Source organism: Nonomuraea sp. PA05 (assembly GCF_008086045.1).
Classification (GTDB): domain Bacteria; phylum Actinomycetota; class Actinomycetes; order Streptosporangiales; family Streptosporangiaceae; genus Nonomuraea; species Nonomuraea monospora.
Map to the genome: position 1 here is coordinate 130,100 of NZ_VSEY01000008.1, position 22,822 is coordinate 152,921.

At 71.1% G+C, this 22,822-nt stretch carries 25 protein-coding genes, 1 tRNA gene and 1 riboswitch; of the genes, 8 read left to right on the forward strand and 18 right to left on the reverse strand.

The window, feature by feature from the left end; all coding sequences use genetic code 11:
• Nucleotides 1-71: 71 nt before the first annotated feature.
• From FXF51_RS14915 to FXF51_RS14930, 4 genes are all read right to left on the reverse strand, one after another.
• Entirely contained in the window at nt 72-2,552 is a 2,481-nt protein-coding gene (locus FXF51_RS14915) for an ABC transporter permease (protein ID WP_148435046.1), read from the reverse strand.
• Nucleotide 2,553: 1 nt separating this feature from the next.
• Nucleotides 2,554-3,306 (reverse strand): ABC transporter ATP-binding protein, encoded by a 753-nt coding sequence (locus tag FXF51_RS14920; RefSeq protein ID WP_262379530.1) that lies wholly within the window; start codon nt 3,304-3,306, stop codon nt 2,554-2,556.
• Between the two features lie 107 nt (nt 3,307-3,413).
• A complete protein-coding gene (locus FXF51_RS14925; protein ID WP_148435048.1) occupies nt 3,414-4,070 on the reverse strand; it encodes a response regulator transcription factor in 657 nt (218 codons plus the stop codon).
• Nucleotides 4,071-5,240: a sensor histidine kinase gene (locus FXF51_RS14930; RefSeq protein ID WP_148435049.1), complete on the reverse strand. Its 1,170-nt coding sequence runs from the start codon at nt 5,238-5,240 to the stop codon at nt 4,071-4,073.
• Between the two features lie 165 nt (nt 5,241-5,405).
• On the opposite strand from FXF51_RS14930, the gene FXF51_RS14935 reads away from it, so the two are divergent.
• Nucleotides 5,406-5,915, forward strand: a complete 510-nt coding sequence (locus tag FXF51_RS14935; protein WP_148435050.1) for a SipW-dependent-type signal peptide-containing protein — start codon at nt 5,406-5,408, stop codon at nt 5,913-5,915.
• Between the two features lie 6 nt (nt 5,916-5,921).
• Here the strand turns inward: FXF51_RS14935 and FXF51_RS14940 are convergent.
• A tRNA-Leu gene (locus FXF51_RS14940) sits at nt 5,922-6,004 on the reverse strand.
• 102 nt (nt 6,005-6,106) lie between these two features.
• Complete coding sequence (gene bcp, locus FXF51_RS14945; RefSeq protein WP_222871281.1) at nt 6,107-6,580, reverse strand: thioredoxin-dependent thiol peroxidase; 474 nt, start codon at nt 6,578-6,580, stop codon at nt 6,107-6,109.
• Nucleotides 6,581-6,728: 148 nt separating this feature from the next.
• Between bcp and FXF51_RS14950 the strand changes: the two genes are divergently transcribed.
• On the forward strand, nt 6,729-7,070 hold the full coding sequence (locus FXF51_RS14950) for a DUF3618 domain-containing protein (RefSeq protein ID WP_148435052.1): 342 nt from the start codon (nt 6,729-6,731) through the stop codon (nt 7,068-7,070).
• On the opposite strand, the gene FXF51_RS14955 is transcribed toward FXF51_RS14950, so the two are convergent.
• On the reverse strand, nt 7,067-8,254 hold the full coding sequence (locus FXF51_RS14955; RefSeq protein ID WP_148435053.1) for an amino acid deaminase/aldolase: 1,188 nt from the start codon (nt 8,252-8,254) through the stop codon (nt 7,067-7,069). The two genes, FXF51_RS14950 and FXF51_RS14955, sit on opposite strands and share 4 nt — an antisense overlap.
• A 137-nt stretch (nt 8,255-8,391) precedes the next feature.
• Here FXF51_RS14955 and FXF51_RS14960 point away from each other — a divergent pair, with 137 nt between their 5' ends.
• Nucleotides 8,392-8,991, forward strand: coding sequence for a DUF6286 domain-containing protein (locus tag FXF51_RS14960; protein ID WP_148435054.1), 600 nt, complete (start codon nt 8,392-8,394; stop codon nt 8,989-8,991).
• 40 nt (nt 8,992-9,031) lie between these two features.
• On the forward strand, nt 9,032-9,526 hold the full coding sequence (locus tag FXF51_RS14965; RefSeq protein WP_148435055.1) for a hypothetical protein: 495 nt from the start codon (nt 9,032-9,034) through the stop codon (nt 9,524-9,526).
• A gap of 19 nt (nt 9,527-9,545) precedes the next feature.
• Here the strand turns inward: FXF51_RS14965 and FXF51_RS62580 are convergent, their stop codons facing one another.
• The 9 genes from FXF51_RS62580 to FXF51_RS15005 all read right to left on the reverse strand — a co-directional run bounded on the left by FXF51_RS62580 (nt 9,546) and on the right by FXF51_RS15005 (nt 17,439).
• Nucleotides 9,546-9,671, reverse strand: coding sequence for a hypothetical protein (locus tag FXF51_RS62580; RefSeq protein WP_262379531.1), 126 nt, complete (start codon nt 9,669-9,671; stop codon nt 9,546-9,548).
• A gap of 127 nt (nt 9,672-9,798) precedes the next feature.
• Nucleotides 9,799-9,999 (reverse strand): hypothetical protein, encoded by a 201-nt coding sequence (locus FXF51_RS14970; protein ID WP_148435056.1) that lies wholly within the window; start codon nt 9,997-9,999, stop codon nt 9,799-9,801.
• A 76-nt stretch (nt 10,000-10,075) separates the two neighbouring features.
• Nucleotides 10,076-11,452, reverse strand: coding sequence for an L-serine ammonia-lyase (locus FXF51_RS14975; protein WP_148435057.1), 1,377 nt, complete (start codon nt 11,450-11,452; stop codon nt 10,076-10,078).
• A gap of 54 nt (nt 11,453-11,506) precedes the next feature.
• Nucleotides 11,507-11,896 carry a glycine cleavage system protein GcvH gene (gcvH, locus tag FXF51_RS14980; RefSeq protein WP_148435058.1) on the reverse strand — a complete coding sequence of 130 codons (390 nt, stop codon included), beginning with the start codon at nt 11,894-11,896 and terminating at the stop codon, nt 11,507-11,509.
• Nucleotides 11,893-12,978 carry a glycine cleavage system aminomethyltransferase GcvT gene (gene gcvT, locus FXF51_RS14985; RefSeq protein ID WP_148435059.1) on the reverse strand — a complete coding sequence of 362 codons (1,086 nt, stop codon included), beginning with the start codon at nt 12,976-12,978 and terminating at the stop codon, nt 11,893-11,895. The genes gcvH and gcvT overlap by 4 nt, the downstream gene beginning before the upstream one ends.
• A 131-nt stretch (nt 12,979-13,109) precedes the next feature.
• Nucleotides 13,110-13,207, reverse strand: a riboswitch (glycine riboswitch).
• Nucleotides 13,208-13,259: 52 nt separating this feature from the next.
• Nucleotides 13,260-13,946 (reverse strand): gamma-glutamyl-gamma-aminobutyrate hydrolase family protein, encoded by a 687-nt coding sequence (locus FXF51_RS14990; RefSeq protein WP_148435060.1) that lies wholly within the window; start codon nt 13,944-13,946, stop codon nt 13,260-13,262.
• A 2-nt stretch (nt 13,947-13,948) separates the two neighbouring features.
• Nucleotides 13,949-14,713, reverse strand: coding sequence for a 3-oxoacyl-ACP reductase (locus tag FXF51_RS14995; protein ID WP_148435061.1), 765 nt, complete (start codon nt 14,711-14,713; stop codon nt 13,949-13,951).
• A gap of 8 nt (nt 14,714-14,721) precedes the next feature.
• The gene (locus tag FXF51_RS15000) at nt 14,722-16,065 is read right to left on the reverse strand and encodes an aldehyde dehydrogenase family protein (protein ID WP_148435062.1); all 1,344 of its coding nucleotides are present in this window, start codon (nt 16,063-16,065) and stop codon (nt 14,722-14,724) included.
• A gap of 3 nt (nt 16,066-16,068) precedes the next feature.
• A complete protein-coding gene (locus FXF51_RS15005) occupies nt 16,069-17,439 on the reverse strand; it encodes a glutamine synthetase family protein (RefSeq protein WP_148435063.1) in 1,371 nt (456 codons plus the stop codon).
• A 125-nt stretch (nt 17,440-17,564) separates the two neighbouring features.
• Here FXF51_RS15005 and FXF51_RS15010 point away from each other — a divergent pair, with 125 nt between their 5' ends.
• The 4 genes from FXF51_RS15010 to FXF51_RS15025 are packed head-to-tail and all read left to right on the forward strand — an operon-like array spanning nt 17,565 to nt 20,085.
• Entirely contained in the window at nt 17,565-18,269 is a 705-nt protein-coding gene (locus FXF51_RS15010) for a FadR/GntR family transcriptional regulator (RefSeq protein ID WP_148435064.1), read from the forward strand.
• Nucleotides 18,270-18,316: 47 nt separating this feature from the next.
• Nucleotides 18,317-19,069 carry a hypothetical protein gene (locus tag FXF51_RS15015; protein WP_148435065.1) on the forward strand — a complete coding sequence of 251 codons (753 nt, stop codon included), beginning with the start codon at nt 18,317-18,319 and terminating at the stop codon, nt 19,067-19,069.
• Between the two features lie 3 nt (nt 19,070-19,072).
• Nucleotides 19,073-19,393, forward strand: a complete 321-nt coding sequence (locus FXF51_RS15020; RefSeq protein ID WP_148435066.1) for a hypothetical protein — start codon at nt 19,073-19,075, stop codon at nt 19,391-19,393.
• Entirely contained in the window at nt 19,393-20,085 is a 693-nt protein-coding gene (locus FXF51_RS15025) for a nucleotidyl transferase AbiEii/AbiGii toxin family protein (protein WP_148435067.1), read from the forward strand. Before FXF51_RS15020 ends, FXF51_RS15025 begins: the two co-directional genes overlap by 1 nt.
• Here the strand turns inward: FXF51_RS15025 and FXF51_RS15030 are convergent.
• Nucleotides 20,082-21,557 carry a nickel/cobalt transporter gene (locus FXF51_RS15030; protein WP_148435068.1) on the reverse strand — a complete coding sequence of 492 codons (1,476 nt, stop codon included), beginning with the start codon at nt 21,555-21,557 and terminating at the stop codon, nt 20,082-20,084. The two genes, FXF51_RS15025 and FXF51_RS15030, sit on opposite strands and share 4 nt — an antisense overlap.
• Nucleotides 21,554-22,753: a tetratricopeptide repeat protein gene (locus tag FXF51_RS15035; protein WP_148435069.1), complete on the reverse strand. Its 1,200-nt coding sequence runs from the start codon at nt 22,751-22,753 to the stop codon at nt 21,554-21,556. The genes FXF51_RS15030 and FXF51_RS15035 overlap by 4 nt, the downstream gene beginning before the upstream one ends.
• Between the last annotated feature and the right edge of the window lie 69 nt (nt 22,754-22,822).

Genomic DNA, 22,822 nt, shown 5'->3' on the forward strand with positions numbered 1-22,822 from the left:
AGACGCCCGACCTGCACGTACCCTCTATCCGGGTTTTTCGTATTTATTCGGCAAAGGGGTATTCGTCCGGGTCAGCCGGTGGCGAGGGAGTCCACGATCGAAGCCCGGGCAGCCCGCCGGCCAGGCAACACCGCCGCCAGCACCCCCGCCACCCCCGACAGCACCACGAACAGCACGATCTGCCCCACGGGCGCCGAGAACAGAGCCCCGTTCAGCATCGCGCGCATCGCCGCCCACCCGAAGGCGACCCCCAGCGCCACCCCCACCAGCGCCCCGATCAGCCCGAGCACCAGCGCCTCCACCGACAACATGCGGCGGAGCTGCGGCCGGGACAGGCCGAGGGCGCGCAGCAGGGCGGACTCTCTGGTCCGTTCGTGGACGGAGAGCGAGAGCGTGTTGGCGATGCCGAGCAGCGAGATGAGGATCGCCAGCCCCAGCAGCCCAGTGATGATCATGAGCAGCATGTCGAGGGTCTCGTCGAACTGCCCGCGTACCTCCGTCGAGCTGGACACCAGCACGGTCGGATAGGGCGCGGCGGCGGCGTCCACGACCGCGCGGGCCTTGTCGGCGGGCACGCCGTCCGCGATGGTCACCATCACGCGGGAGTCGGGCACCGCGCCGAAATACGACTCGAACGGCTGCTCCGCGACCGTGACGGGCGGCAGCGACGACTGCTCGCCGTCGAGCAGCGCGACCACCTTCAGCGACACGGTGCCCGCGCGCTCGGTCCGCATCGTCACCGTGCCCCCCACCCGCGCGCCGACCCGCTCGGCCGTGACCTCGTCCAGCGCCACCTGGCCCGCGCCGAACCCGCTCATCGAGCCGGCGGTGACGAACGGGTCGATGCCGCCGCTGAACGTCCCCACGGTCAGGCGCTTTCCCGCCACCCGCGTCTCGACCTCGCGGATCTGCCCCACCGACGACAGCTCGGGACGGCCGCGCAGCTCCTCGGCCACGGACCTGGGGATGACGGAGTCGCGTTCCTGGGCGGCCAGCAGGTAGTCGACGGGGAACTGCTCGTCCAGCTTGGCCGTCATCGTCAGCCTGGTGGACGCGGTCACCACCGTGATCAGCGTCATCAGCGTCACCCCGATCGTCAGCGCGACCGTGGTGGTGGCGGCCCGGCGCGGGTTGCGTCCTGAGTTGTCCACCGCCAGGCGGCCAGGCACCCCGAACAGCCGTCGCGGGATCCAGCCCACCAGCGCGCTCAGCGGCTTGACCAGCACCGGGCCCAGGATGAGCACCGCCAGGAAGGTCAGCGTGCCGCCGCCCATGACCGCGAAGAGCGCGGGCTCACCGGGCTCCAGCACGAACGCGCCGGCGACTGTCACGCCGAGCCCCGCCACCAGGAACAACGCCGCGAATCCCGTGCGCACCAGGCCCGTGCGGAACGTCTGCTCCTCCGGCTGGCCGCGCAGCGCCGCGATCGGCGGCACGCGGGTGGCTGAGCGGGCGGGCAGCAGGGCCGCGCCCATCGTGACGACGACCCCCACGGCCAGGCCGGTCGCGATGGTCAGCGGGGTGAGCGAGACCGCCGCGTCCGTGGGCAGCGGGGCGTCGAGCGCGCCGAGCACGGTCAGCGTGAGCGTCGCCAGGCCGTACCCGATGAGCAGGCCCAGCACGGAGGCGAGCAGGCCCACGACGGCCGACTCCAGCACGATCGAGCCGAACACCTGCCCGCGCGTGGCCCCGATGCAGCGCAGCAGCGCCATCTCCCGGGTGCGCTGGGCGACGAGGATGTTGAAGGTGTTGTAGATGACCAGCGCGGCCACCATCATCGCGACGACGCCGAACATCAGCAGCCCCAGCGTCAGCATCTGCGACTGCACGCCGGCCGCCGCCGCCAGGTCGTCGGCCAGCTCGGCGCCGGTCTTGACGGTGTACGCGCCGCCGATGGCCGCCGCCACGGCCTGCTTCGACACCGTGCCCGCCACGTCGATCTCCGCGTACCCCTTCGCGCCCGTCATGCGCTGCGCGACGGCTGGGGTGAAGCCGACCGCGCCGGTGTAGGTGAGCATCTGGTCCACGCCGGTGTCGATCAGACCGACCAGCCTGAACGTGTGCCGCTCCTGCCCGGGGTCGAGCACCGTGATCGAGTCGCCGATCCGGAAGCCCTGGGCCTTGGCGGTGTTCTCGTCCAGGACGGCGGCGCGGTCGTCGGTGCCGGGGCCGGTGCCGGAGACCACGTCGGTGCGGTCGAGCGGGCCGCGGACGACGGACAGGGCCGTGGTGGGCAGGTTGCCGGCGGCCTTGCCGTCCTTGCCGAGGACGGGCGCGCTCGCCTTGATCAGCCCCTGCGCCTCGGTCACGCCGGGCAGCGCGCGCACCCGTTCCAGCACCTCCCCGGGCACCGTCCCGTCGCGGCCGGCGGGCAGCACGGCGACGTCCACCTTGCCCGCGTCGGCCGTGACGCGCTGGTCGAAGCCGGACTGGACGGTGTCGTTCAGCACGAACGTGCCCGCGATGAACCCCACTCCGAGCATGATCGCCAGCGAGGTGAGCAGCAGCCTGAGCCGGTGCGCGCGCAGCCCGGCCAGCGCGGTCCTGAGCACCTCACGCCTCCAGCCGGACGAGGGTGTCCAGCACGCTCTGCGGCGTCGGCGCGGCCAGCTCGGTGACCAGCTCGCCGTCGCGCAGGAACACCACCCGGTCGGCGTACGAGGCCGCGACCGGGTCGTGCGTGACCATGACGATGGTCTGGCCCAGCTCGCGGACCGAGGTGCGCAGGAAGGACAGGACCTCGGCGCCGCTGCGCGAGTCCAGGTTCCCCGTGGGCTCGTCGGCGAAGATCACCTGGGGTTTGCTGATGAGCGCCCTGGCCACGGCCACCCGCTGCTGCTGGCCGCCCGACAGCTCGGCGGGCCGGTGCGCGAGCCTGTCGCGCAGCCCGACGGTCTCGATCACCCGGTCGAACAGCACCTGGTCGGCCTGGCGGGCGGCGATGTCGAGGGGCAGGCGGATGTTCTGCTCGGCGGTGAGCGTGGGCAGCAGGTTGAAGGCCTGGAAGATGAAGCCGATCCGCTCCCTGCGCAGCAGCGTGAGCTGCTTGTCGCCCAGCCCGGTCAGCTCCACGTCGCCGATGTGCACCGTGCCGGACGTGGCGGCGTCGAGGCCGGCCAGGCAGTGCATGAGCGTGGACTTGCCGGAGCCCGACGGGCCCATGATGGCGGTGAACGCCCCGGTGGCGAAGGACACGTTCACCCCGCGCAGCGCGTGCACCCGGGCGTCGCCCTGGCCGTACACCTTGCTCAGGTCGGTGGCCACCACGGCGGGCGGGGCCTGGCGCCGGGTCTCTGTGAGCGTCACTTTCACTCCTTGTCGTGATTTGCAGCCGCGACTCACGCTAGGAGTGGAAATTAGGTATCTCGTGGGCCTTGAGGAGGGACTTCGGGTGCGCCGCTGGATGACCCCGCTCAGACTTTCGGCCGATGCGTGGGCACCACCAGCCCCGCCTCGTACGCGAACACCACCACCTGCGCCCGGTCGCGCAGCCCCAGCTTGGCCAGCACCCGCCCCAGATGCGTCTTGACCGTCGCCTCCGCCACCTCCAGGCGCGCCGCGATCTCCAGGTTCGACAGGCCGCGCGCCACCATGAGCAGCACCTCCCGCTCGCGCGGCGTCAGCTCGCCCACCGCCGGCGTCACCGGGGCGTCGGCCGGGAGCTGCGCGGCGAAGCGGTCCAGCATCCGCCGCAGCGTGGCAGGCGACACCACCGAGTCGCCCGCGTGCACGACCCTGATCGCGCTGACCAGGTCGGCCGGCGGCACGTCCTTCAGCAGGAACCCGGCCGCGCCCGCCTTGACCGCCGCGAAGGCGTACTCGTCGAGGTCGAACGTGGTCAGGATGAGCACCTTCGGGCCCTGGATGTGCCTGGTGGCCTCCACGCCGTCCATGGTCGGCATGCGCACGTCCATCAACACCACGTCCACCTCGGTGGTCTTCAGCAGCTCCAGGGCCGTGACGCCGTCGCCCGCCTCCGCCACCACCTCGATGTCGGGCTGCGCCCCGAGCACCATCCTGAACCCGGCCCGCAACAGCTCCTGGTCGTCGACCAGCATCACCCTGATCATCTACGCCGCCTTCGCCATGGGCAACCTCGCCAGCACCTCGAATCCGCCGCCCTGCCGGGGGGCAGCCGACACCGCGCCGCCGTACATGCCGACCCGCTCGCGCATGCCGATCAGGCCGTGGCCGCCGGAGCCCGGCGGAGCCGCCGCGCCCCGGCCGTTGTCGGTCACGCGGACGACCAGCTCGGAGCCGAGGTAGTCGATCTCCACGGCGGCCTCGACGCCGGGGCCGCCGTGCTTGAGCGCGTTCGTCAGCGCCTCCTGGACGATGCGGTAGACCGTGAGCTGCTGGCCCTCCGGCAGCTCGGCGGGCGCGCCGCCGACCCGCAGGCTCGCGGGCACGGCCGAGCCGCGGACGAGATCCTCCAGCTGGCCCAGGCCCGGCTGGGGCGTGTAGTCGGTGCCCTCGTCCTCGTTCTCGCGCAGCACGCCCACCATTCTGCGCATCTCGGCGAGCGCGGCGCGGCCGGTCCTGGAGATGTTCCTGACGGCCAGGCGGGCCTGCTCCATGTCGCTGTCCATGGCGTAGCCCGCGCCGTCGGCCTGCACCACCATGACGCTGACGTTGTGGGCCACCACGTCGTGCAGCTCCCTGGCGATCCTGGCCCGCTCGGCCGCCGCCGCCATCCTGGCCTGCTGGTCGCGTTCGCGCTCCGCCCGTTCCGCGCGCTCCTCCAGGCCCTCCAGGTAGCGCCGGCGCGTGTTGGCGTACAGGCCGGTCAGCCAGATCGTCACCACGAAGATCGAGCCGCTGAAGAACATCCCGAACGTGGCGATCTCCCAGTTGAGCAGCGCCAGGAACACCCCCAGCTCCGCCACCAGGCACGCGGCCAGCGCCCAGCGGAACGTGCACTGGTAGGCCACCGCCCACAGCGCCACCAGCACCGCGAGGTTGGCGGGCTGCAGATCGACCTCCGCCAGCCACTGCCCGAAGCTGACCAGCGACACGACGGCGAACGAGACGAGCGGCCTGTCGCGCCACCACAGCGGCACGATCAGCGCAGCCGCCAGCCCCAGGTAGGCGGCCACGTGGAGGTGGACGTCGCCGCTCGGGGGAGTCATCGCCGCGTACGGCACCGCCAGGAGGGCGCACAACGCCCCCAGGGGGCCCACCCGGAGGACGCCCGCCCACTTTGCGTGGCGCGTGGACCACGCCCGTACCCTGCCGAACACATCATCACGATATGTAGCACCGATCGGACATTGGTCCACCTGAAGGCGGAAGTGCGAGTACGACCCAGGTCTTACATGGATTTGCTCTTACATGGGGCTTACGGTGGCTTTGGCATCCTCTATTACTGGGAGCGCCCCCTGCGGGGCGAGTAAAGGGAGATCGTGATGGCGGATCATGATCGCGACGCCGGGTCGCGCGGCGAAGAGGAAGCGCCGCGCGACCCGACCTTGTCTCAGCCGACGCGGGAGCTGCCTGAGCCGGGACCGCTGAAGTACGGCGAGCAGGCCGACCAGGCCTACGCCTACATCCCGCCCACCAAGCCGAACCCCGCCCCGTGGGAGCGCGAGTCCTCCTCGTCCTTCGGCGACTACCTGCGCCGCAGACGCACCCAGGTGATGGGTGCCGGGCTGATCGGACTGCTGGTCGGCGGCCTGCTCGGCGGCGCCACCGTGGCGGCCTTCAACGACGTCGCGCACGAGGGCGACAGGTACGACATGTTCGTGGAGGAGCCGGGCTGGGGGCGGCACCGCCATTGGGGGCCCGAGCTGAGAGCGCCCGACTGCTACCTCGAAGAGGACCGCGGCGCCTGTGTCCTGCCGCCGTATGACGAGATCGTGCCCGACGAGTCGTCGGACTCCGACTATCTCTATCCGGAGCCCACCTACACCGGCTGACAGGTGTGCGGGCGGGGGGACTCGAACCCCCACAGTGTCTCCACCAACAGGACCTAAACCTGCCGCGTATGCCATTTCGCCACGCCCGCGCATCCCCGCCGCAGCGGGCTGGACACAGTTTAGCGCTCCACATGCGGGCTGGAGGCGTTTGTGACGACGAGGGCCCTTCACGCGGAAGGGCCCGCCGGCTGTCAGGACAGGCCGAGCTTCTTCGTGAGCGAGGCCACGTGGCCCGTCGCCTTCACGTTGTAGAGCGCCTGCTCCACCTTGCCGTCGCCGTCGATGACGAACGTCGAGCGGATGACCCCCACGACCTCCTTGCCGTACAGCTTCTTCGTGCCGTACGCGCCGTACGCCTGGTGCACGGCCAGGTCGGGGTCGGACAGCAGCGGGAAGGTCAGCGCGTCACGCTCGGCGAACTTGGCCAGCTTCTCCGGCTTGTCCTTCGACACGCCGAGGACGACGAAGCCCTCGTCCGTGAGCCTGCCGAGGTTGTCGCGGAAGTCACACGCCTGCTTGGTGCAGCCGGGAGTCATCGCGGCAGGGTAGAAATAGAGGATCACCCGCTTGCCGCGGTAGGTGTCGAGCGAAACGTTACCGCCGTCGGCTGTGGGTAGCGTGAACTCCGGCGCGGCGTCGCCGGGCGTGAGTCTGGTCTCGGTCAATGGGCCCTCCTGGGTTCTTCCAGCCAACCTACCGGCCCGGCCGTTGTGCCGTACGGCGCGCCGACCTGACAGACTGATCACGACCAGAACGGACGGAGCCCGCTCGGCACGCGGCGCGGGGCACGCGCGTACGGTCGAAAGGAGAGCCATGGCTGACACCGATCCCGACGAGCTGGAGCGGCGGATCGCACGGACGCGCGCGGAGTTGGCGCACACGGTCGACGCCATTGCCGACCGGGTGAGCCCCAAGCGGGTGGCCGAGCGCACGGTGGCCGACGTCAAGAGCAGGGCGGGTTACTTCGTGGCGTCCGTGGGCGACGCGCTCGGGGTGACGCCGCGGCCGGTCGAGTTCGGCGACAACCCCGAGCAGGTGTGGGACGAGGAGCGTCCCGAGGTGGGGCCGCTGCTGATCGGGGTCGGCGCGGTGCTGGTCGTGGGGGCGGCCATCGTGCTGTGGCGCCGCAGCCGCCGCAGGCGCGGCCTGCGCTAGAGGAACGTCCGGCCCTCGCCCCGGTACGTCGGCACCGACTCCGCGACGGTGTCGCCGTCGATGAGGTGCAGCGCGTCGAAGTGCTCGCACAGCTCGCCCGCCTTGGCGTGCCTGAACCACACCCGGTCGCCGATCCGCAGGTCCTGCGCCGCCTGGCCGAGCAGCGGCGTCTGCACCTCGCCCGCGCCCTCCTCGGGCGCGTACCGCAGGCCCGGGGGCAGGTACGGCTGGGGCGCCCGGGCAGGGCCGACCGGCCCGGAGGCGAGGTAGCCGCCGCCCAGCACGGTCACCACGCCCGCGGCCGGGCGGCGCACCACCGGCAGCGCGAACAGCGCGGCCGGCTGCCCGGTGAAGCGGCGGTAGAAGTCGAACAGCCGCGGATGGAAGAACCCTGAGCCCGCCGCCAGCTCCGTCACGGCCTTCTCCCTGGTGGTGAGCTCGACGGAGCCGGTGCCGCCGCCGTTGACGAACTCCAGGTCGGCGAACTGGCGCACGGCGTTCACGACGCGGCCCCTGCGCACGATCAGCTCCCTGGCGGACAGCGACTGCATGACCCGGATGAGGCGGGTGCGGGCGGCGTTCGAGGGCGGGGCGTCGCCGACGCCGGCGATCTGCGCCTCGTACGCCAGCAGCCCCGCCAGTCGCAGCCCCGGCCGCTTGGCGATGGCGGCGGCCAGCTCGGCTGCCTCGTGCGGCTCCCTGATGGGGGAGCGCAGGGCGCCCGCCCGGCGGCCGAAGGCGACGAAGGCGGCGTCGAGATCGAGGCACAGCCGGATCTCGGCCCGCGGGCGCACCTCCGACACGGCCGCCTCGATGTGATCGAGGTGAGCGGCCGAGTCGACCGTCACGGTGATCTCGGCGGCGGCGCGCGCGTCACCGGCGAGAGCGGCCAGCGCCCGCCGGTCGGCCGTGGGGTAGGCCACGAGGATGTCGGTGAGGCCGTTCCCGGCCAGCCAGAGCGCCTCGGGCAGCGTGTACGCCATGATGCCGCGGAAGCCGTCCATGGCCAGGATGCGCTCCAGCAGGGGGCGGCTGCGGATGGACTTGCTGGCCACCCTGATCGGCTTGCCCGCGGCGCGGCGGACCAGGTCGGCCGCGTTGGCGCGCAGGGCGGCGAGATCGACGACGGCGAACGGGGGTTCGAGGGCCGCTGTGGCGCGGTCGTAGCGCTGGCGGTCATCCATACCGGCAGCGTAACCGCATAAGGGGCAAATGAATATGAGACTTGTTCGCGTTAGCTGTCCTCCCCGTAATGATCGGGCAAATCGGCGGCGAGGGCGCGGTTCAGGCCATGCGGGGCCCATGTACCTCTGACGTTGTGATGACCACGCTTCAGCAGATACTGCCCGGCGCCGTCGTCGCCCCGCGGGACACCGGGCTGCGCAGGGCACGCAGGGTCCTCAGGCCGGCGCGAGCCGTCCCGGGAGCCCTGGTCGCGCTCACGCTGACCGCCGGACTGGGGGCGACCGCGGCCGAAGTGGTGTCCGCGCTGCTCGGCGCGCCGCTCGGCTGGGTGCCGGTGAACGAGGTGGTCGAACTCGCGGGCCGCACCACCTGGCCCGACACCGCCACCTCCGCCCTGGTGTCGGCCGCCGCCGGCACGCTGATGCTGCTGCTGGCGGCCGTGCCCGGCCGCTCGGGGCTGGTGCCGGTGGAGACGTCCGACCCGCTGATCGTCATCGGCATCACCCGCTCCGGCCTGCGCCGCACCCTGTGTGCGGCGGCGCGGCAGGTGGCGGGGGTGGACAAGGCCCGCGTACGGCTGCGCCGGCGCACCATCGAGGTCACGGTCACGACCGGGGCGGAGAGCTCCGGCCAGATGCTCAGGCAGGTCGGCACGGCCGTGGGCGACCGGCTGGCGGGCGTGGGCACGCTGGGCACGGGCGAGGTCGTGGTACGGCTGCGCAGGAGGGCCGTGTGAGCGCGATGAAGTGTCACCCACCGGTCGGGAGGGCCGTGTGATGCGTCAGTACCCCGGTAACCGCGTCGGCCTGGCGGTCGTCGGAGCGACGCTGCTGGGCGTGGGTGGATACGCCTGGCTCCGCGGCCACGACCGCTTCTTCGACCTCCCGCCCACCGCCAAGGTCCTGCCCGCCCAGGCACACCGGGCGCTGGCCGAGGACCCGTGGCCGCTGTGGTTCCTGGCCCTCGGCCTGCTGCTGCTGGCCCTGGTCTCGCTGCGCTGGCTGCTGGTCGGCCTCGGCTGGGGCCGCCGCGGCACCCACAACGGCACCGGCACGGCCATGCTCTTCGTCGGGCTGAAGGGCGTGGACGGGCTGAGCAGGACGGGCGTGCGGGTCGCGGAGGACGGCCTGCGCATCGGCCTGACCTGCCCGTCGGCGGCGGACATGGGTGCGGTGGTGAGCAAGCTGGACCAGGACATCGTGGGACGCATCCGGCGCGAGGTACGCGACGACGAGACGCCCGCGCTCGTCCGGCTGCACGTGCGGCGATAGGGGGCGCCCAAGCAGGCGATCAAAGGTTCGGGCGGACTACTTGAACAGTGATCACCTCGGCGCCTTCATGCGAGGTGATCGTGTACCAGATGGTGACGTCGTCGCTGACGAGGTTCAGCTCGTAGGCGTTCGGGACGCCGTCCATGGGGTCGGCGAGCGTGGGCCGTGGCTCGTCCAGGAGGGTGAAAATGGCGAGTTGAACGGGTCTGCGGAGACCTTCTGGAAGGGCCTCGATCTGTTCCTATGCGCGCTCAGGAAAAGCGATACGCCGGTCAGCCAACGATGCCCCACTCGGCCGCCAATTCATCGCGGGTGAACGTTCGCACCCGGCCCGGGGCGGCCGCGTTGTCCATGATGGCCTGCATGGCCTGCTGACGCCCCACCTCTCGCCGCAGCCGTCGGACCTCGGCCTTCAGCGCCTCGTATTCGTCACGAGGGATCGTGACCACCTCGTCCTGGTGATGCGACGTCATGTCTTCACGTTACCTTCTCGCCAGGACATTCTCAGGGGTGTCAGCGAGACCGGTGGCCGCCGCCCCGGCCACCGGGTCAGCACTCGATGACGTTGACCGCGAGCCCGCCCCGCGACGTCTCCTTGTACTTGTCGAGCATGTCCCGCCCGGTGTCCCGCATCGTCTTGATGGCCTTGTCCAGCGCCACGTAGTGCTTCCCGTCGCCGCGCAGCGCGATGCGGGCCGCCGTGATGGCCTTGTTGGAGGCCACGGCGTTCCGCTCGATGCACGGGATCTGGACGAGGCCGCCGATCGGGTCGCAGGTCAGCCCGAGGTTGTGCTCGATGCCGATCTCGGCGGCGTTCTCCACCTGCTCAGGCGTCCCCCCGAGCACCTCCGTGAGTGCGGCGGAGGCCATCGAGCAGGCCGAGCCCACCTCGCCCTGGCAGCCCACCTCGGCGCCCGAGATCGAGGCGTTCTCCTTGAACAGCACGCCGATCGCGCCCGCCGTCAGGAGGAAGCGGATGACGCCGTCGTCGTCGGCGTGCGGGACGAAGCGGGTGTAGTAGGTCAGGACGGCCGGGATGATGCCGGCGGCGCCGTTGGTGGGGGCGGTGACGATGCGGCCGCCGGCGGCGTTCTCCTCGTTGACGGCCAGGGCGAACAGCGTGACCCAGTCCATGGCCTGCAAGGGGTCCTTCTCCGCGGGCTCCGACTGCAGGCGGCGGTGGAGCTGGTTGGCGCGGCGCTTGACCTTGAGGCCGCCCGGCAGCACGCCCTCCTTGGAGATGCCGCGGCGCACGCACTCGGACATGACCTGCGACAGGCGCAGCAGGCCGTCGCGGATCTCCTCCTCGGTGCGGCCGAACGCCTTCTCGTTCTGCAGCATCAGGGCGGAGATCGACAACCCGGTGTTGGAGCAGTGCTTGAGCAGCTCCTCGCCGGTGGTGAAGGGGTAGGGCAGCACGGTGTCGTCGGGCTTGATGCGGTCGGCGCCGGTGGCCTTCTCGTCCACCACGAAGCCACCGCCGACGGAGAAGTAGACCTTCTCGCGGAGCTGCTCGCCGGAGGCGTCGCGGGCGGTGAAGCGCATGCCGTTCGGGTGCTCGGGCAGGGAGATCTTGCGTTCGAAGACGAGGTGCTCGCCGATGACGAAGGGGATCTCGTGGGTGCCGTAGAGCTTGACGGTGCCCGACTCGCGCATCTGCGCGATGCGGGCGTCGACGGTGTCCACGTCCACCAGCTCGGGCTTCTCGCCGGACAGGCCGAGCAGGACCGCCTTGTCGCTGCCGTGGCCCTTGCCGGTCAGGCCGAGCGAGCCGTACAGGATGGCCTCCACGCTCGCGACCCGCTCCAGCAGGCCGTCCTCGTGCAGGCCGCGGACGAACTTGTGCGCCGCCGCCATCGGGCCGCCGGTGTGGGAGCTCGACGGGCCGATGCCGATCTTGAAGAGGTCGAAGACGCTGATCGCCATTGATGTGCGCCCTTCATGAGAGGCCGGGGCCCGCGCGGGGCCCCGGCGGTTGGGTCAGGACCCGCCCGAGGTGAGAGCGGTGTACTCCTCAGGCGAGAGCAGGTCCTCGGGGTCGCCTTCGACGCGCACCTTGAACATCCAGCCCTCGCCGTACGGGTCGCTGTTGACGAGGCCCGGGTCGTCCACGACGGACTGGTTCACCTCGGTGATCTCGCCGCCCACCGGGGAGTAGATCTCGTTCACGGACTTGGTCGACTCCACCTCGCCGACGGAGTCGCCCTGCTCGACGCTCGTGCCGACCTCGGGGAGCTGCACGTAGACGACGTCACCAAGGGCCTCGGCGGCGAAGGCCGTGACGCCGATCGTCACCGTGGTGCTGTCGTCAAGACCGGCCACCCACTCGTGCTCCTTGGTGTAGCTCAGGTCGTCAGGGATGTTGCTCACTTGTTCCTCCTGTAAAAGGGCAGCTCAACCAGGTCCATAGGTTCATGGCTGCCCCGGATGTCCACAGCCAGGCCTGAATCGGCGCCGGTGTCGACGTAGGCCATCGCGATGGGCTTTCCCAGGGTCTGGGAGGGCGCACCGCTGGTGACCTCGCCGACGACGACGCCGTCCTTGGTGACCGGGTAACCGTGGCGCGGCACCCGGCGGGTCCGCGCGACGAGGCCGACGAGCCTGCGCCGCGGCGTGTCGTCCTTGACCGCCTCGAGCGCCGACCTGCCGACGAAGTCGCCCGGCTTGTCGAATTTCACCACCCTGCCCAGCCCCGCGTCGAACGGGGTGAGCTGCTCGCTCAGCTCGTTGCCGTACAGCGGCATGCCCGCCTCCAGCCTGAGCGTGTCGCGGCTGGACAGGCCCGCGGGCCTGATCCCGTACGGCTCCCCGGCCGCGGTGATGGCGTGCCAGAGCGGCACGGCGTCCTGGTTCGCCACGAACAGCTCGAACCCGTCCTCGCCGGTGTAGCCGGTACGGGCGATCAGCGCCTGCCGGCCGTCCACCACGCCGGGCAGGCCCGCGTAGTACTTCAGCCCGTCGAGGTCGGCGTCGGTGAGGGTGGCGAGGATCTCCTGCGAGCGCGGGCCCTGCACGGCGATCAGCGCGTACTGCGCGGAGCGGTCGTCCACCTGCGCGTCGTAGGAGGCGGCGCGTTCCCGCAGCTCGGCGGCGACCCGCTCGTAGTTGGAGGCGTTGGCCACGACCATGAACTCCTCGTCGCCGAGCCGGTAGACGATGAGGTCGTCGAGCACCCCGCCGCGCTCGTTCACGATCATGGTGTACCTGGCCCTGCCGGGCGCCAGCGCCGACAGGTGGCCGACCAGCGCGTGGTCGAGTGCCTGGCCCGCCTGCGGACCGGTCAGGAAGATCTCGCCCATGTGCGAGAGGTCGAACAGCCCGGCCGCCTCGCGCACGGCCCGGTGCTCCGCGGACTCGCTGCCGTACCGGAGCGGCATGAGCCACCCGGCGAAGTCGGTGAGGGTGGCGCCGAGGCTCTCGTGAACGTCGCGTAGCGGTGTCGGTCGGGACATTTGTCGCACCTCAGGACAGGAGTGGATGCCAGCATCCTCCCCCTCTGTCATCGATGCCTGAGAGCTTCGCCCGACTTTTGCCGGACTTTCACCTTCGGCGAGGCCGCACGGGCCTGCTTTCCAGAGGACACCTCGTCCGTGCGGTCCTTTGCCTTGAGAGGTTTGCGGGGAGGGCTTGCTCCTTCAGGGGCCCTGACCGGCTGTCAGGGCGCTCTCCCGCACGGTTTCGACGGTGATGTCCGTCAGCCTAGTGCCGTAACGGGGCTGTTGTCGCGTCCGTCTCAGCAGGCTCGCACGAGCGCCTCGAACAACGCGTGGTCCTCGCCCGCCTCCGGATGCCACTGGACGGCCATGGTGAACGCTCCCTGGGCTTCCACGGCCTCTATCGTGCCGTCCTCGGTGGTGGCGGTGACCGTCAGACCCGGGGCGAGCCGGTCCACGGACTGGTGGTGGTAGTGCGGGACCGGTACCGGCTCCTCGCCCAGCACCTTGGCCAGGCCGGTGCCGGGGACGGGGGTGACGGGCAGGTGCCCGAAGACGCCGGGCCCCGGGCAGTGGTCGGTGTGTCCGACCACGTCGGGCAGGTGCTGGTGCAGGCTGCCGCCCAGGGCCACGTTGAGCACCTGGAGGCCGCGGCAGACGCCCAGGAAGGGCAGCTCGCCGTCCAGGGCGGCGGCCAGCAGGGCGAACTCCGCCTCGTCCCGGAATCTCCTGACGTAGCCGCTGCGCTCGTGCGGCTCCGCGCCGTACCTGGCCGGGTCGATGTCGCCGCCGCCGGCCAGGATCAGGCCGTCCAGACGGCCGGCCAGCCCGGCGGGCTCACCCGCCGGGGGCAGCAGGACCGGCTGGCCGCCCGCGCGCACGACCTGCTCCACGTACGTGTACGGCAGCAGCGCGGCAGGGGTGTCCTGCCACACCGTGAACGAGGCGGTCTCGGCGTAGCACGTGATACCGATGACGGGTCTCATGGCTACAGCGGCGTGACGTAGGCGCTGGAGATGCCGCCGTCCACGAGGAAGTCGGCGGCCGTGATGAACGAGGCGTCGTCGCTGGCCAGGAACGCCACCGCGGCCGCGATCTCCGACGCCTCGGCGAAGCGGCCCACGGGCACGTGCACCAGCCGCCGCTGCGCCCGTTCCGGGTCCTTGGCGAACAGCTCCCGCAGCAGGGGCGTGTTGACGGGCCCTGGGCACAGCGCGTTGACCCTGATGCCCTCCCTGGCGAACTGCACGCCCAGCTCCCGCGTCATCGCCAGCACCCCGCCCTTGGAGGCGGTGTAGGAGATCTGCGAGGTCGCCGAGCCGAGCACGGCCACGAACGAGGCGGTGTTGATGATCGAGCCCTTGCCCTGGCGGCGCATGTACGGGATGACGTGCTTGCAGCACAGGTAGACGCTGGTCAGGTTCACCTCCTGGACGCGGCGCCAGGCGTCGATGCCCGTCTCCAGGATCGAGTCGTCGTCGGGCGGCGAGATGCCCGCGTTGTTGAAGGCGATGTCCACACTGCCGTACGTGTCGTACGCCGTCCGGAACATCCGTACGACGTCGTCCTCGCTCGTCACGTCCACCCGGACGAACAGGCCGCCCACCTCGGCGGCGGCCTTGACGCCCGACTCCTCGTCGATGTCCGCGCAGACCACCTTGGCACCCTCGTCGGCGAACCGGCGGGCCGTGGCCAGCCCGATCCCGCTGCCCGCGCCGGTGATGACCGCCACCCGATCCTGCAACCGCTGCATGTGCGCACTCACTCCGTCGAAATGAAGACGTTCTTGGTCTCGGTGAACGCCGCCAGCGCGTCAGGGCCGAGCTCCCTGCCGAGGCCGGACTGCTTGAAGCCGCCGAACGGGGTCCAGTAGCGGACCGAGGAGTGGGAGTTCACCGACAGGGCGCCCGACTCGACGGCTATGGCCACGCGCAGCGCCCGCCCGACGTCGCGGGTCCAGATGGAGCCGCTCAGGCCGTAGGGGGTGTCGTTGGCGATCCGTACGGCCTGTGCCTCGTCCTCGAACCTGGCCACCGACACCACGGGGCCGAAGATCTCCTCGGTGAACGCCCGGTCGGTGACCTCGGGGGTCAGGACGGTCGGCGGGAACCAGTAGCCCTTGCCCTGGGGGCAGGACGCCTGGAGGTAGGGGGTGCCCTCGACGAAGCTCCGGACGCGTTCCAGGTGCTCGGCGCTGATCAGGGGGCCCATCTCGGTGGCCTCGTCGAGGGGGTCGCCGACCACGACGCCGCGGACGGCCTCGGACAGGTGCTCCATGAACGCGTCGTAGACGCTCGCCTGGACGAGGATCCTGGAGCGGGCGCAGCAGTCCTGCCCGGCGTTGTCGAAGACGGCATACGGTGCGGTTTTTGCCGCTTTTTCGAGATCCGCGTCGGCGAAGACGATATTTGCGGACTTGCCGCCCAGCTCCAGCGTGACCCGCTTGACCTGCCGCCCCGCCTTGGCGGCGATCTCCTTGCCCACCTCGGTCGAGCCGGTGAACACGATCTTGGCGACGCCGGGATGCTCCACCAGGCGGGCCCCCGCGACCTCCCCTGCCCCAGGCAGAACCTGGAGCACCCCCTCGGGGAGGCCCGCCGCCAGGGCCAGCTCGGCCAGCCTCAGCGCGGTCAGCGGAGTCCACTCGGCGGGCTTCACGATCACCGTGTTACCCGCCGCCAGAGCGGGGGCGGCGCCCCACATCATGATCACCATGGGGAAGTTCCACGGCACGATGATCCCGACGACGCCCAGCGGCTCCTGGAACGTCAGGTCCACGCCGCCGGGCACCGGGATCTGCTTGCCGTGGTTGCGTTCGGGGGCGCCGGCGTAGAAGTGCAGCACGTCACGGACGTTGCCGGCCTCCCAGCGGGCGTTGCCGATGGTGTGGCCGGCGTTGGCCAGCTCCAGCCGGGCCAGCTCCTCGCCGTGCTCGTCCACCAGATCGGCGAACCCGCGCAGCAGCCGCGCCCGGTCGCCCGGCGACACCTCGCGCCAGGCCGCCTGCGCCTTCCTGGCACGCTCCACGGCCCGGTCGACCTCGGCCGCGTCGGCGAGCTCGACGTCGGCGACGACTTCCTCCGTCGCCGGATTGACGATCTTCATGTGTCACATCCGCTCGAAGCCACGGAACAGCTCCCAATCCGTCACCGCCGCGTCGAACGCGGCCAGCTCCACCCGCGCGTTGTTCGCGTAGTGCTCCACCACGTCGTCGCCGAACGTCTCGCGCGCCAGCTTCGACGCCTCGAACAGCGCCAGCGCGTCCCGCAGCGTGTGCGGCACCGTCTCGGCGCCGGAGTCGTAGGCGTTGCCGGTGCACGGGTCCTCCAGCGGCAGCTCCGCGTCGATGCCGTGCAGCCCGGCCGCGACCAGCGCCGCCACCGCCAGGTACGGGTTCACGTCGCCGCCCGGCACCCGGTTCTCCACCCGCAGCGAGGGGCCGTGGCCGACCAACCGCAGCGAGCAGGTGCGGTTGTCGACGCCCCACTTCACGGCTGTCGGGGCGAAGCTGCCCGGCACGTACCGCTTGTAGGAGTTGACGTTGGGCGCGTACATCAGGGTCAGCTCCCGCATATGGGCGAGCTGGCCCGCCACGAAGCGCGCCCCGAGCGGCGAGAGCCCGAACGGCCCCGCTCCCGCCATCACCGGGTCGCCGTCGAGGCTGCGCAGCGAGATGTGGATGTGGCAGGAGTTGCCCTCGCGCTGGTTCGGCTTGGCCATGAACGTGATCGACCGGCCCTCCTGGGCGGCGATCTCCTTGGCGCCGGTCTTGTAGATGACGTGGTTGTCGCAGGTGCGCAGCGCCTCGTCGTAGCGGAAGGCGATCTCGTGCTGGCCCAGGTTGCACTCGCCCTTGGCCGACTCGACGTACAGGCCCGCGCCCTCCATCTCGCGCCTGATGCGCCGCAGCAGCGGCTCGATGCGGGCCGTGCCCAGCAGCGAGTAGTCCACGTTGTACAGGTTCGCGGGGGACAGGTCGCGGTACGCGCGCCGCCACGCGTCCTCGTAACTGTCGTCGTAGACCACGAACTCCAGCTCCGTGCCGACGTAGGCGGCCAGCCCCCGGTCGGCGAGGCGGGCGAGCTGCCTGCGCAGGACCTGGCGCGGGGAGGCGGTCACGTCGCCGCCGTCCTCCCAGGCCAGATCGGCCATCAGCATCGCCGTCCCCTCGTGCCACGGGACCCGGCGCAGCGTGCCGAGGTCCGGCTTCATCACGAAGTCGCCGTACCCGCGATCCCAGGACGACATGGCGTAGCCGGGGACGGTGTTCATGTCCACGTCCACCGCCAGCAGGTAGTTGCAGCCCTCTGAGCCGTGATGCAGCACCTCTTCGAGAAAGTAGCGCGCCGACAGCCTCTTGCCCTGCAACCGGCCCTGCATGTCGGCGATCGCGAGCAGCACGGTGTCGATCCGGCCTGAGGCCACCTCGTCGCGCAGCTCGGCGACGGACAGGAACCCGGTGCTCGCTCGATCGCTCACGCTCATGCGGCTCCGATCTGGCCTGAGGCGCTTTCCCGTTGATTGGGCTAGTCTCAGACCATTGATCAGTATGGCGGGATCGCTTGTCAAGACCTGAGGACACGTTGGACGAGTCGGCGCGTTTGATGACGGTGTTGCGCCCTGTCAGGGCGGGCAACGCCTTCGAGGAGACCGTGGAACGGCTGCTCCAGGCGATCAAGCTGGGCGTGGTCCCGCCCGGCCACAAGCTGCCGCCCGAGCGCGAGCTCGCCGTCCAGCTCGGCATCAGCCGGGTCACGCTGCGCGAGGCCATCCGGGCGCTGTCGGACGCCGGCTACCTCGACGTGCGGCGCGGCCGGTACGGAGGAGCGTTCGTCACCTACGTGCCGCCCGCCCCGGACGCCGGCGACCTGCGCCAGGCCGTCAACAAGATGGGCATGGCCGAGCTGTCCGACGCGCTCACCTTCCGGCTCGCCGTGGAGTGCGGCGCCGCCCAGGTGCTGGCCGCCGCCGAACTCGCCGACGACAAGCGGGCCACGCTCACCCGCAGGCTCGCCGAGCTGAACGAGGCGGGGCTGAAGGACTACCGCCGCCTCGACACGGCCTTCCACCTGTCCATCGCCGAGCTCACCGGCTCCACCCTGCTCGCCACCACCTGCGCCGACGCCCGCTCCCGCGTCAGCGACCTGCTCAACGCCATCCCGATGCTCCAGGTCAACCTCGACCACGCCGCCGTGCAGCACCAGGCCATCGTGGACGCCATCCTCGCCGGGAACCCCGACGCGGCCCGCCAGGCGGTGGTGGAGCACCTGGAGGGGACGGCCGCGCTGTTAAGGGCCTTCCTGTCCTGATACGCCGGGAACATCCGAGCGGCTCGTACCATCGAAGCCAGGGTCATATGGGCAACTGGTTTCAGCAAAGCATCGTCGCCACGGGACGGCTCCCGCTGTTCTGCTACTTCGTCATGCTCATCGCCGCCTTCATCGCCACCCGCATCAACGTCCGCTTGATCAGGGCGAAGGTCGGCTGGTTCCGCAACGTCAACGTGGGCGAGATGCACATCCACCACGTGGTGTTCGGCGTGGTGCTGATGCTGGTCGGCGGGGTCACGCTCATCGTCTCGCCCGGCTCCCAGGCCGGCACCGCCGTCGCCGCCTCCGTCTTCGGCGTCGGCTCCGCCCTCGTGCTCGACGAGTTCGCGCTCATCCTGCACCTGCACGACGTGTACTGGGAGGAGGAAGGCCGCACCTCGGTGGACGCGGTCTTCATCGCGGTCGCCGTGACCGGCCTGCTCCTCATCGGATTACGGCCACTCACCTGGGACTACGGCACCCCCGTCAACCCCGCCGCGCTGATCGTCGCCAACCTGGCGCTGGCCGTCGTCACCCTGCTCAAGGGGAAGATCTGGACGGGGATGGCCGGGCTGTTCGTGCCGCCGATGCTGCTGGTGGGCGCGATCCGGCTGGCGCGGCCGGGGTCGCCGTGGGCGCACTGGTTCTTCGCCAGGCGGTCGCCCAGGAAGATGGCCAGGGCGATTCATCGGGAGGAGCGGTGGCGGAGGCCGGTGATCAAGGTGAAGATCGCGTTTCAGGAGTTTCTTTCCGGGCGGCATGATCTGCCTTCCAGTCGGCGCGGTCGTCGGCATACTTGAGGCATGGCACTTCCGTCGTTCTATGAAGGGCTGGACGAGAAGGTCCCCGAATCGTTGGGTGATCTTCAAGGCCCGGCCGATGGTGTCGTCGCCCTGCCGCCGCATCTGGCATGGTCGGGGTTCACCGAGTTCGACCTCGCCAAGCCGATGGTTCGGATGGAGATGTACCGCACGGTTATCACCGCCGGGCGTCGCGTGGACTACGAGGCGTACCTCAACGCCGATCACCTCGTCTCCGACTGGCCGACGCTGCGCCGAGGGCTGGGGCCTGGCTACCGGCACGCCTGGGAGAAGAAGCTCCCTCTCCGTAAGACCGCCGTCTGATGAGATTCCCGCCCTTTCAGGAGCGGCTGCTGCATGCCGTGCTGCCCGTCTGCGATCACTACGGCCTGGTGCTGGCGGGCGGTTACGCGATCAAGGCGCACGGCTTCACCGACCGGCCGAGCAACGACCTCGACTTCGCCACCGCCGTCGACATGCCGTTGCCCGACGTCGCGCAAGGCGTGATTGGAGCGTTCCAGGAAGCCGGGTTAGACGCGTCGGTCATCGAGGTCACGCCCCGCATGGGCAGGCTGATGGTACGCGACCTCGCCACCGGCGAGACTTGCGAGTTCGACCTTCTGCGAGAGGCGCTCCAGCAGCGGCCCGCCACCTGCGGCACGCTGAAGGTGCTCGGCCTGGACGACGCCGTCGGGCTGAAGATGCGGGCGGTGCACGAGCGCAGCCTCGCCCGCGACATCATCGACATCGCCGCCGTCTCTCCGCACTACACCTACCGGGCGCTCGAACAACTCGCCGCGATGCACCACGACTTCTTCTCCGTGCACGAGCTCCTGTCGCGGCTGGAGTTCGTCGACCTCATGCCGGATGAGAACTTCGAGGTCTACGGCGTGCGGGAAGAGCAGATCAAGGAGATCCGCCGCTTCACGCAGGGCTGGATAGACGACATCAAGCTGCGCCGTGCCGACGACGGGGATGTCGACTACGACGGCGATGACGTACCGGAGATCGACTAGAGAGCCGCCACCGACCGCAACGCCAGCCCCGCCCCCAGCACGACCACCATGGCGGCCGTCCCCAGCGGCGCCAGCCCCGACAGCCTGGCGGCCAGCCGCCGCCCGGCCGATGCGCGCCGCTCCAGCCGGTCCACCAGCTTGACCAGGAGCAGCCCCGTGACGGTGAGCGTGGCGGCCATGCCGACGCCGTAGGCGGTCACCAACGCCACCCCGAACCAGGTCCGCCCCAGCGCGATCGCCCCCAGCAGCACGATGAGCGCCGAGGGGCTGGGCACGAGACCACCCGCCACCCCGAGCCCGATGAGGCCCGCCCGCTTCGGAGGGTCCCCATGCCCATGCCCGTGCCCGTGGCCGTGCCCATGACCGTGCCCATGACCGTGGCCGTGGCCGTGGCCGTGGCCGTGGCCGTGGAGCGACGAGCGGCGGGTGCTGAGCAGGAGGCGCAGGCCGATGACGGCGATCAGCACCCCGCTGGCCACCCCCAGCCAGGCCAGCACCGACTCCCCGGCCAGCGCCGTGAACACCGTCAGCAGCAACCCCACCACCAGCACCCCGGCCGTGTGGGTGGCCGTGACCGTCGCGCCCACCACCAGCGCGTCACGCGGCCGGCCGCGCCGCCCGGCCAGGTACGCCGCCATGATGGTCTTGCCGTGCCCGGGGATCAGCGCGTGCCCGGCCCCCAGCACCATGGCCAGCCCCACCGCGAGCAGCCCGAGGGGCAGCGTCAGCGAGTCCGAGCCGATCAGCCCGGTGAAGGTGCGGTCGAGCGCCGCCAGCGCCTCGCCGATCGGGCCGCCGACCTCGATGCCGAGCGAACTGCCTGGCCCGCTCCCGCCGGACGGCGTGCCGCCGGAAGGGGATCCGGCGGGCAGGCCGAGGGCGGGGCCAGCGGCCGTGAAGGTGGCCTCGCGCTGGTCGAGCGGGTTGGACAGCAGGTCCTCCGGGTAGGCCCGCAGCTCCTGGCTGATGCTGGTCTCGGGTACCGAGGAGTCGGTCAGGCGGACGCCGTCCCCGACGGCGGTGATCTCGCGCCAGCCGATCCTGTCCTGCTCGAAGTCGTCGGTGAACTTCACGGCCCCCGAGGCGTGGACTTCGGCCACGAGCCGGCAGGACAGGCGGCTGGTCTCCAGGCCCCCTTCGCCGGGGGCGTAGGCGAAGGCGGAGCCGGTCACCTGGAACGGCACCACCTGGCCGGCCACCTCCAGCCGCTGGGCGCCGGCCAGGGCGGTGCAGCGGCGGGCCGCGTAGGTGGCGTCGACGTCGGGCTTGGCCTGGAGGGTCGGCAGCTCGGCGAGGTCGACGACGGCGTCGTTACTGATCTGGGTGGGGGAGACCCGCAGGCCGTTGTAGTGGTTGACGGTGAAGCGGCCGAGCGGGTGGAGGGTCGTCCGGGCTTCGGCGGCGCCCGTGAGCAGGACGGCCGTGGACAGCGTGAGGAGCAGGGCCGCCAGGGCGAGCCGGAGCAGTCTCATGAGAACCTCGCCAGTGCGGACAGCGTCGGGTCGAAGCCGGGGTCCACCCGCGCGGAGCGGCCGAGTGCCTGCTCGATCCTGGCGCGGTGGTAGGTGATCAGCGGGTTCTGCCAGCCGGTCGCGGTGGCCTCCTTGGCGTGGCGGAGCGCCTCTTCGGGCTTGCCCGACTTGAACAGCGCCCAGGCCAGGGCGTCGGCGGCGACGAGGTTCGGGTTGCGGGCGTACTCGGCCCTGGCGTGCCGCACGGCCTGCTCGGCGTCGCCGTGGTCGGCCAGGAACTCGGCCCACGTCAGGTCGTCGCGCACGCCCGCGGCCTGGAAGAGCTTGCGCTGGGCGTCGAGCAGCGTCCAGTCGGCCGGTTGTCCCGCCTTGATCCTGGTCTCGCCCTGCTCGATGAGGTACTGGGGCAGGGGGAGCCGCTTGACCACGGTGTCGTAGAGGTCGAGCGCCTCGGTGAGACGGCCGCCGAGGGCGGCGGCCCTGGCCTGGCCGGCGAGGGCGGGCGTGTAGGCGGGGTAGGCCTGGAGAGCCTTGGTGTACCAGCCGGTGGCCGTCTTCAGGTCGCCGGCGTGCAGGGCCAGCTCGCCCAGGTAGTAGCGGCTGTAGGCGAGGTCGGCGGGTGACCAGGCGTCGGCGTGGGCGTACTCCAGGTACTTGCGTGCCGCGTCCCGGTCGCCGCGCAGCTCCGCCGCGTACGAGGCGCGGGCGAAGGCGGCCACGCCGGGGCGCAGTCCGAGCATCTTGTCCACGGCCTGCTGCGCGCCCTTCAGGTCCCCGAGCTGGGTTCTGGCGTCGGCCAGTACGCCGTAGGCGGGGGCGCTGTAGGAGTTGGCTTCGATGGCGCTCTCGGCCAGCCGGACGGCGTCCTTGAACTCGTGGCGTCCGGCGGCCAGCGCGGCCTGCCCGGTCAGGACCGTGTCGTCGCGGGCGTTCAGCTTGGCGGCCGTGGCGAGCGCGCCTTCCGCCTTGGTGTAGAAGGCCGGGTCGCCGGTGACCCTGGCCTGGTCGACGTACTGGAGGCCGAGCTCGGCCCAGCCGCGGTAGTCGCCGGGCAGGCGCTTGAGCCGCTCCTGCAGCGTCTCCCTGCGCGGCTGGTCGGCCGCCGGCCGGGTGGCGGGGGAGGAGGTGAAGGAGATGATCGTGAAGATCACCGCCCCGATGAGGGCGATGCCGGCGAATATCGCGAACGCGCGCATGGGCCTGTAGCTCCAGAGCTGGATGTGGGGCCGGCCGGCCGTGACGGGGAACACGGCCGGCCGGCCCTT

Coding starts and splice junctions, on each gene's coding strand:
- FXF51_RS15010 (WP_148435064.1), top strand. CDS start 17,565: ATGACGGTGTTGCGCCCTGTCAGGGCGGGCAACGCCTTCGAGGAGACC.
- FXF51_RS14995 (WP_148435061.1), bottom strand. CDS start 14,713: ATGCAGCGGTTGCAGGATCGGGTGGCGGTCATCACCGGCGCGGGCAGC.
- FXF51_RS14960 (WP_148435054.1), top strand. CDS start 8,392: ATGACCACGCTTCAGCAGATACTGCCCGGCGCCGTCGTCGCCCCGCGG.
- FXF51_RS15025 (WP_148435067.1), top strand. CDS start 19,393: ATGAGATTCCCGCCCTTTCAGGAGCGGCTGCTGCATGCCGTGCTGCCC.
- FXF51_RS15020 (WP_148435066.1), top strand. CDS start 19,073: ATGGCACTTCCGTCGTTCTATGAAGGGCTGGACGAGAAGGTCCCCGAA.
- gcvT (WP_148435059.1), bottom strand. CDS start 12,978: ATGTCCCGACCGACACCGCTACGCGACGTTCACGAGAGCCTCGGCGCC.
- FXF51_RS62580 (WP_262379531.1), bottom strand. CDS start 9,671: ATGGACGGCGTCCCGAACGCCTACGAGCTGAACCTCGTCAGCGACGAC.
- FXF51_RS14925 (WP_148435048.1), bottom strand. CDS start 4,070: ATGATCAGGGTGATGCTGGTCGACGACCAGGAGCTGTTGCGGGCCGGG.
- FXF51_RS14950 (WP_148435052.1), top strand. CDS start 6,729: ATGGCTGACACCGATCCCGACGAGCTGGAGCGGCGGATCGCACGGACG.
- FXF51_RS14970 (WP_148435056.1), bottom strand. CDS start 9,999: ATGACGTCGCATCACCAGGACGAGGTGGTCACGATCCCTCGTGACGAA.
- FXF51_RS14990 (WP_148435060.1), bottom strand. CDS start 13,946: ATGAGACCCGTCATCGGTATCACGTGCTACGCCGAGACCGCCTCGTTC.
- FXF51_RS14955 (WP_148435053.1), bottom strand. CDS start 8,254: ATGGATGACCGCCAGCGCTACGACCGCGCCACAGCGGCCCTCGAACCC.
- FXF51_RS15030 (WP_148435068.1), bottom strand. CDS start 21,557: ATGAGACTGCTCCGGCTCGCCCTGGCGGCCCTGCTCCTCACGCTGTCC.
- FXF51_RS15015 (WP_148435065.1), top strand. CDS start 18,317: ATGGGCAACTGGTTTCAGCAAAGCATCGTCGCCACGGGACGGCTCCCG.
- FXF51_RS14965 (WP_148435055.1), top strand. CDS start 9,032: ATGCGTCAGTACCCCGGTAACCGCGTCGGCCTGGCGGTCGTCGGAGCG.
- FXF51_RS15035 (WP_148435069.1), bottom strand. CDS start 22,753: ATGCGCGCGTTCGCGATATTCGCCGGCATCGCCCTCATCGGGGCGGTG.
- FXF51_RS14935 (WP_148435050.1), top strand. CDS start 5,406: ATGGCGGATCATGATCGCGACGCCGGGTCGCGCGGCGAAGAGGAAGCG.
- FXF51_RS15000 (WP_148435062.1), bottom strand. CDS start 16,065: ATGAAGATCGTCAATCCGGCGACGGAGGAAGTCGTCGCCGACGTCGAG.
- FXF51_RS14975 (WP_148435057.1), bottom strand. CDS start 11,452: ATGGCGATCAGCGTCTTCGACCTCTTCAAGATCGGCATCGGCCCGTCG.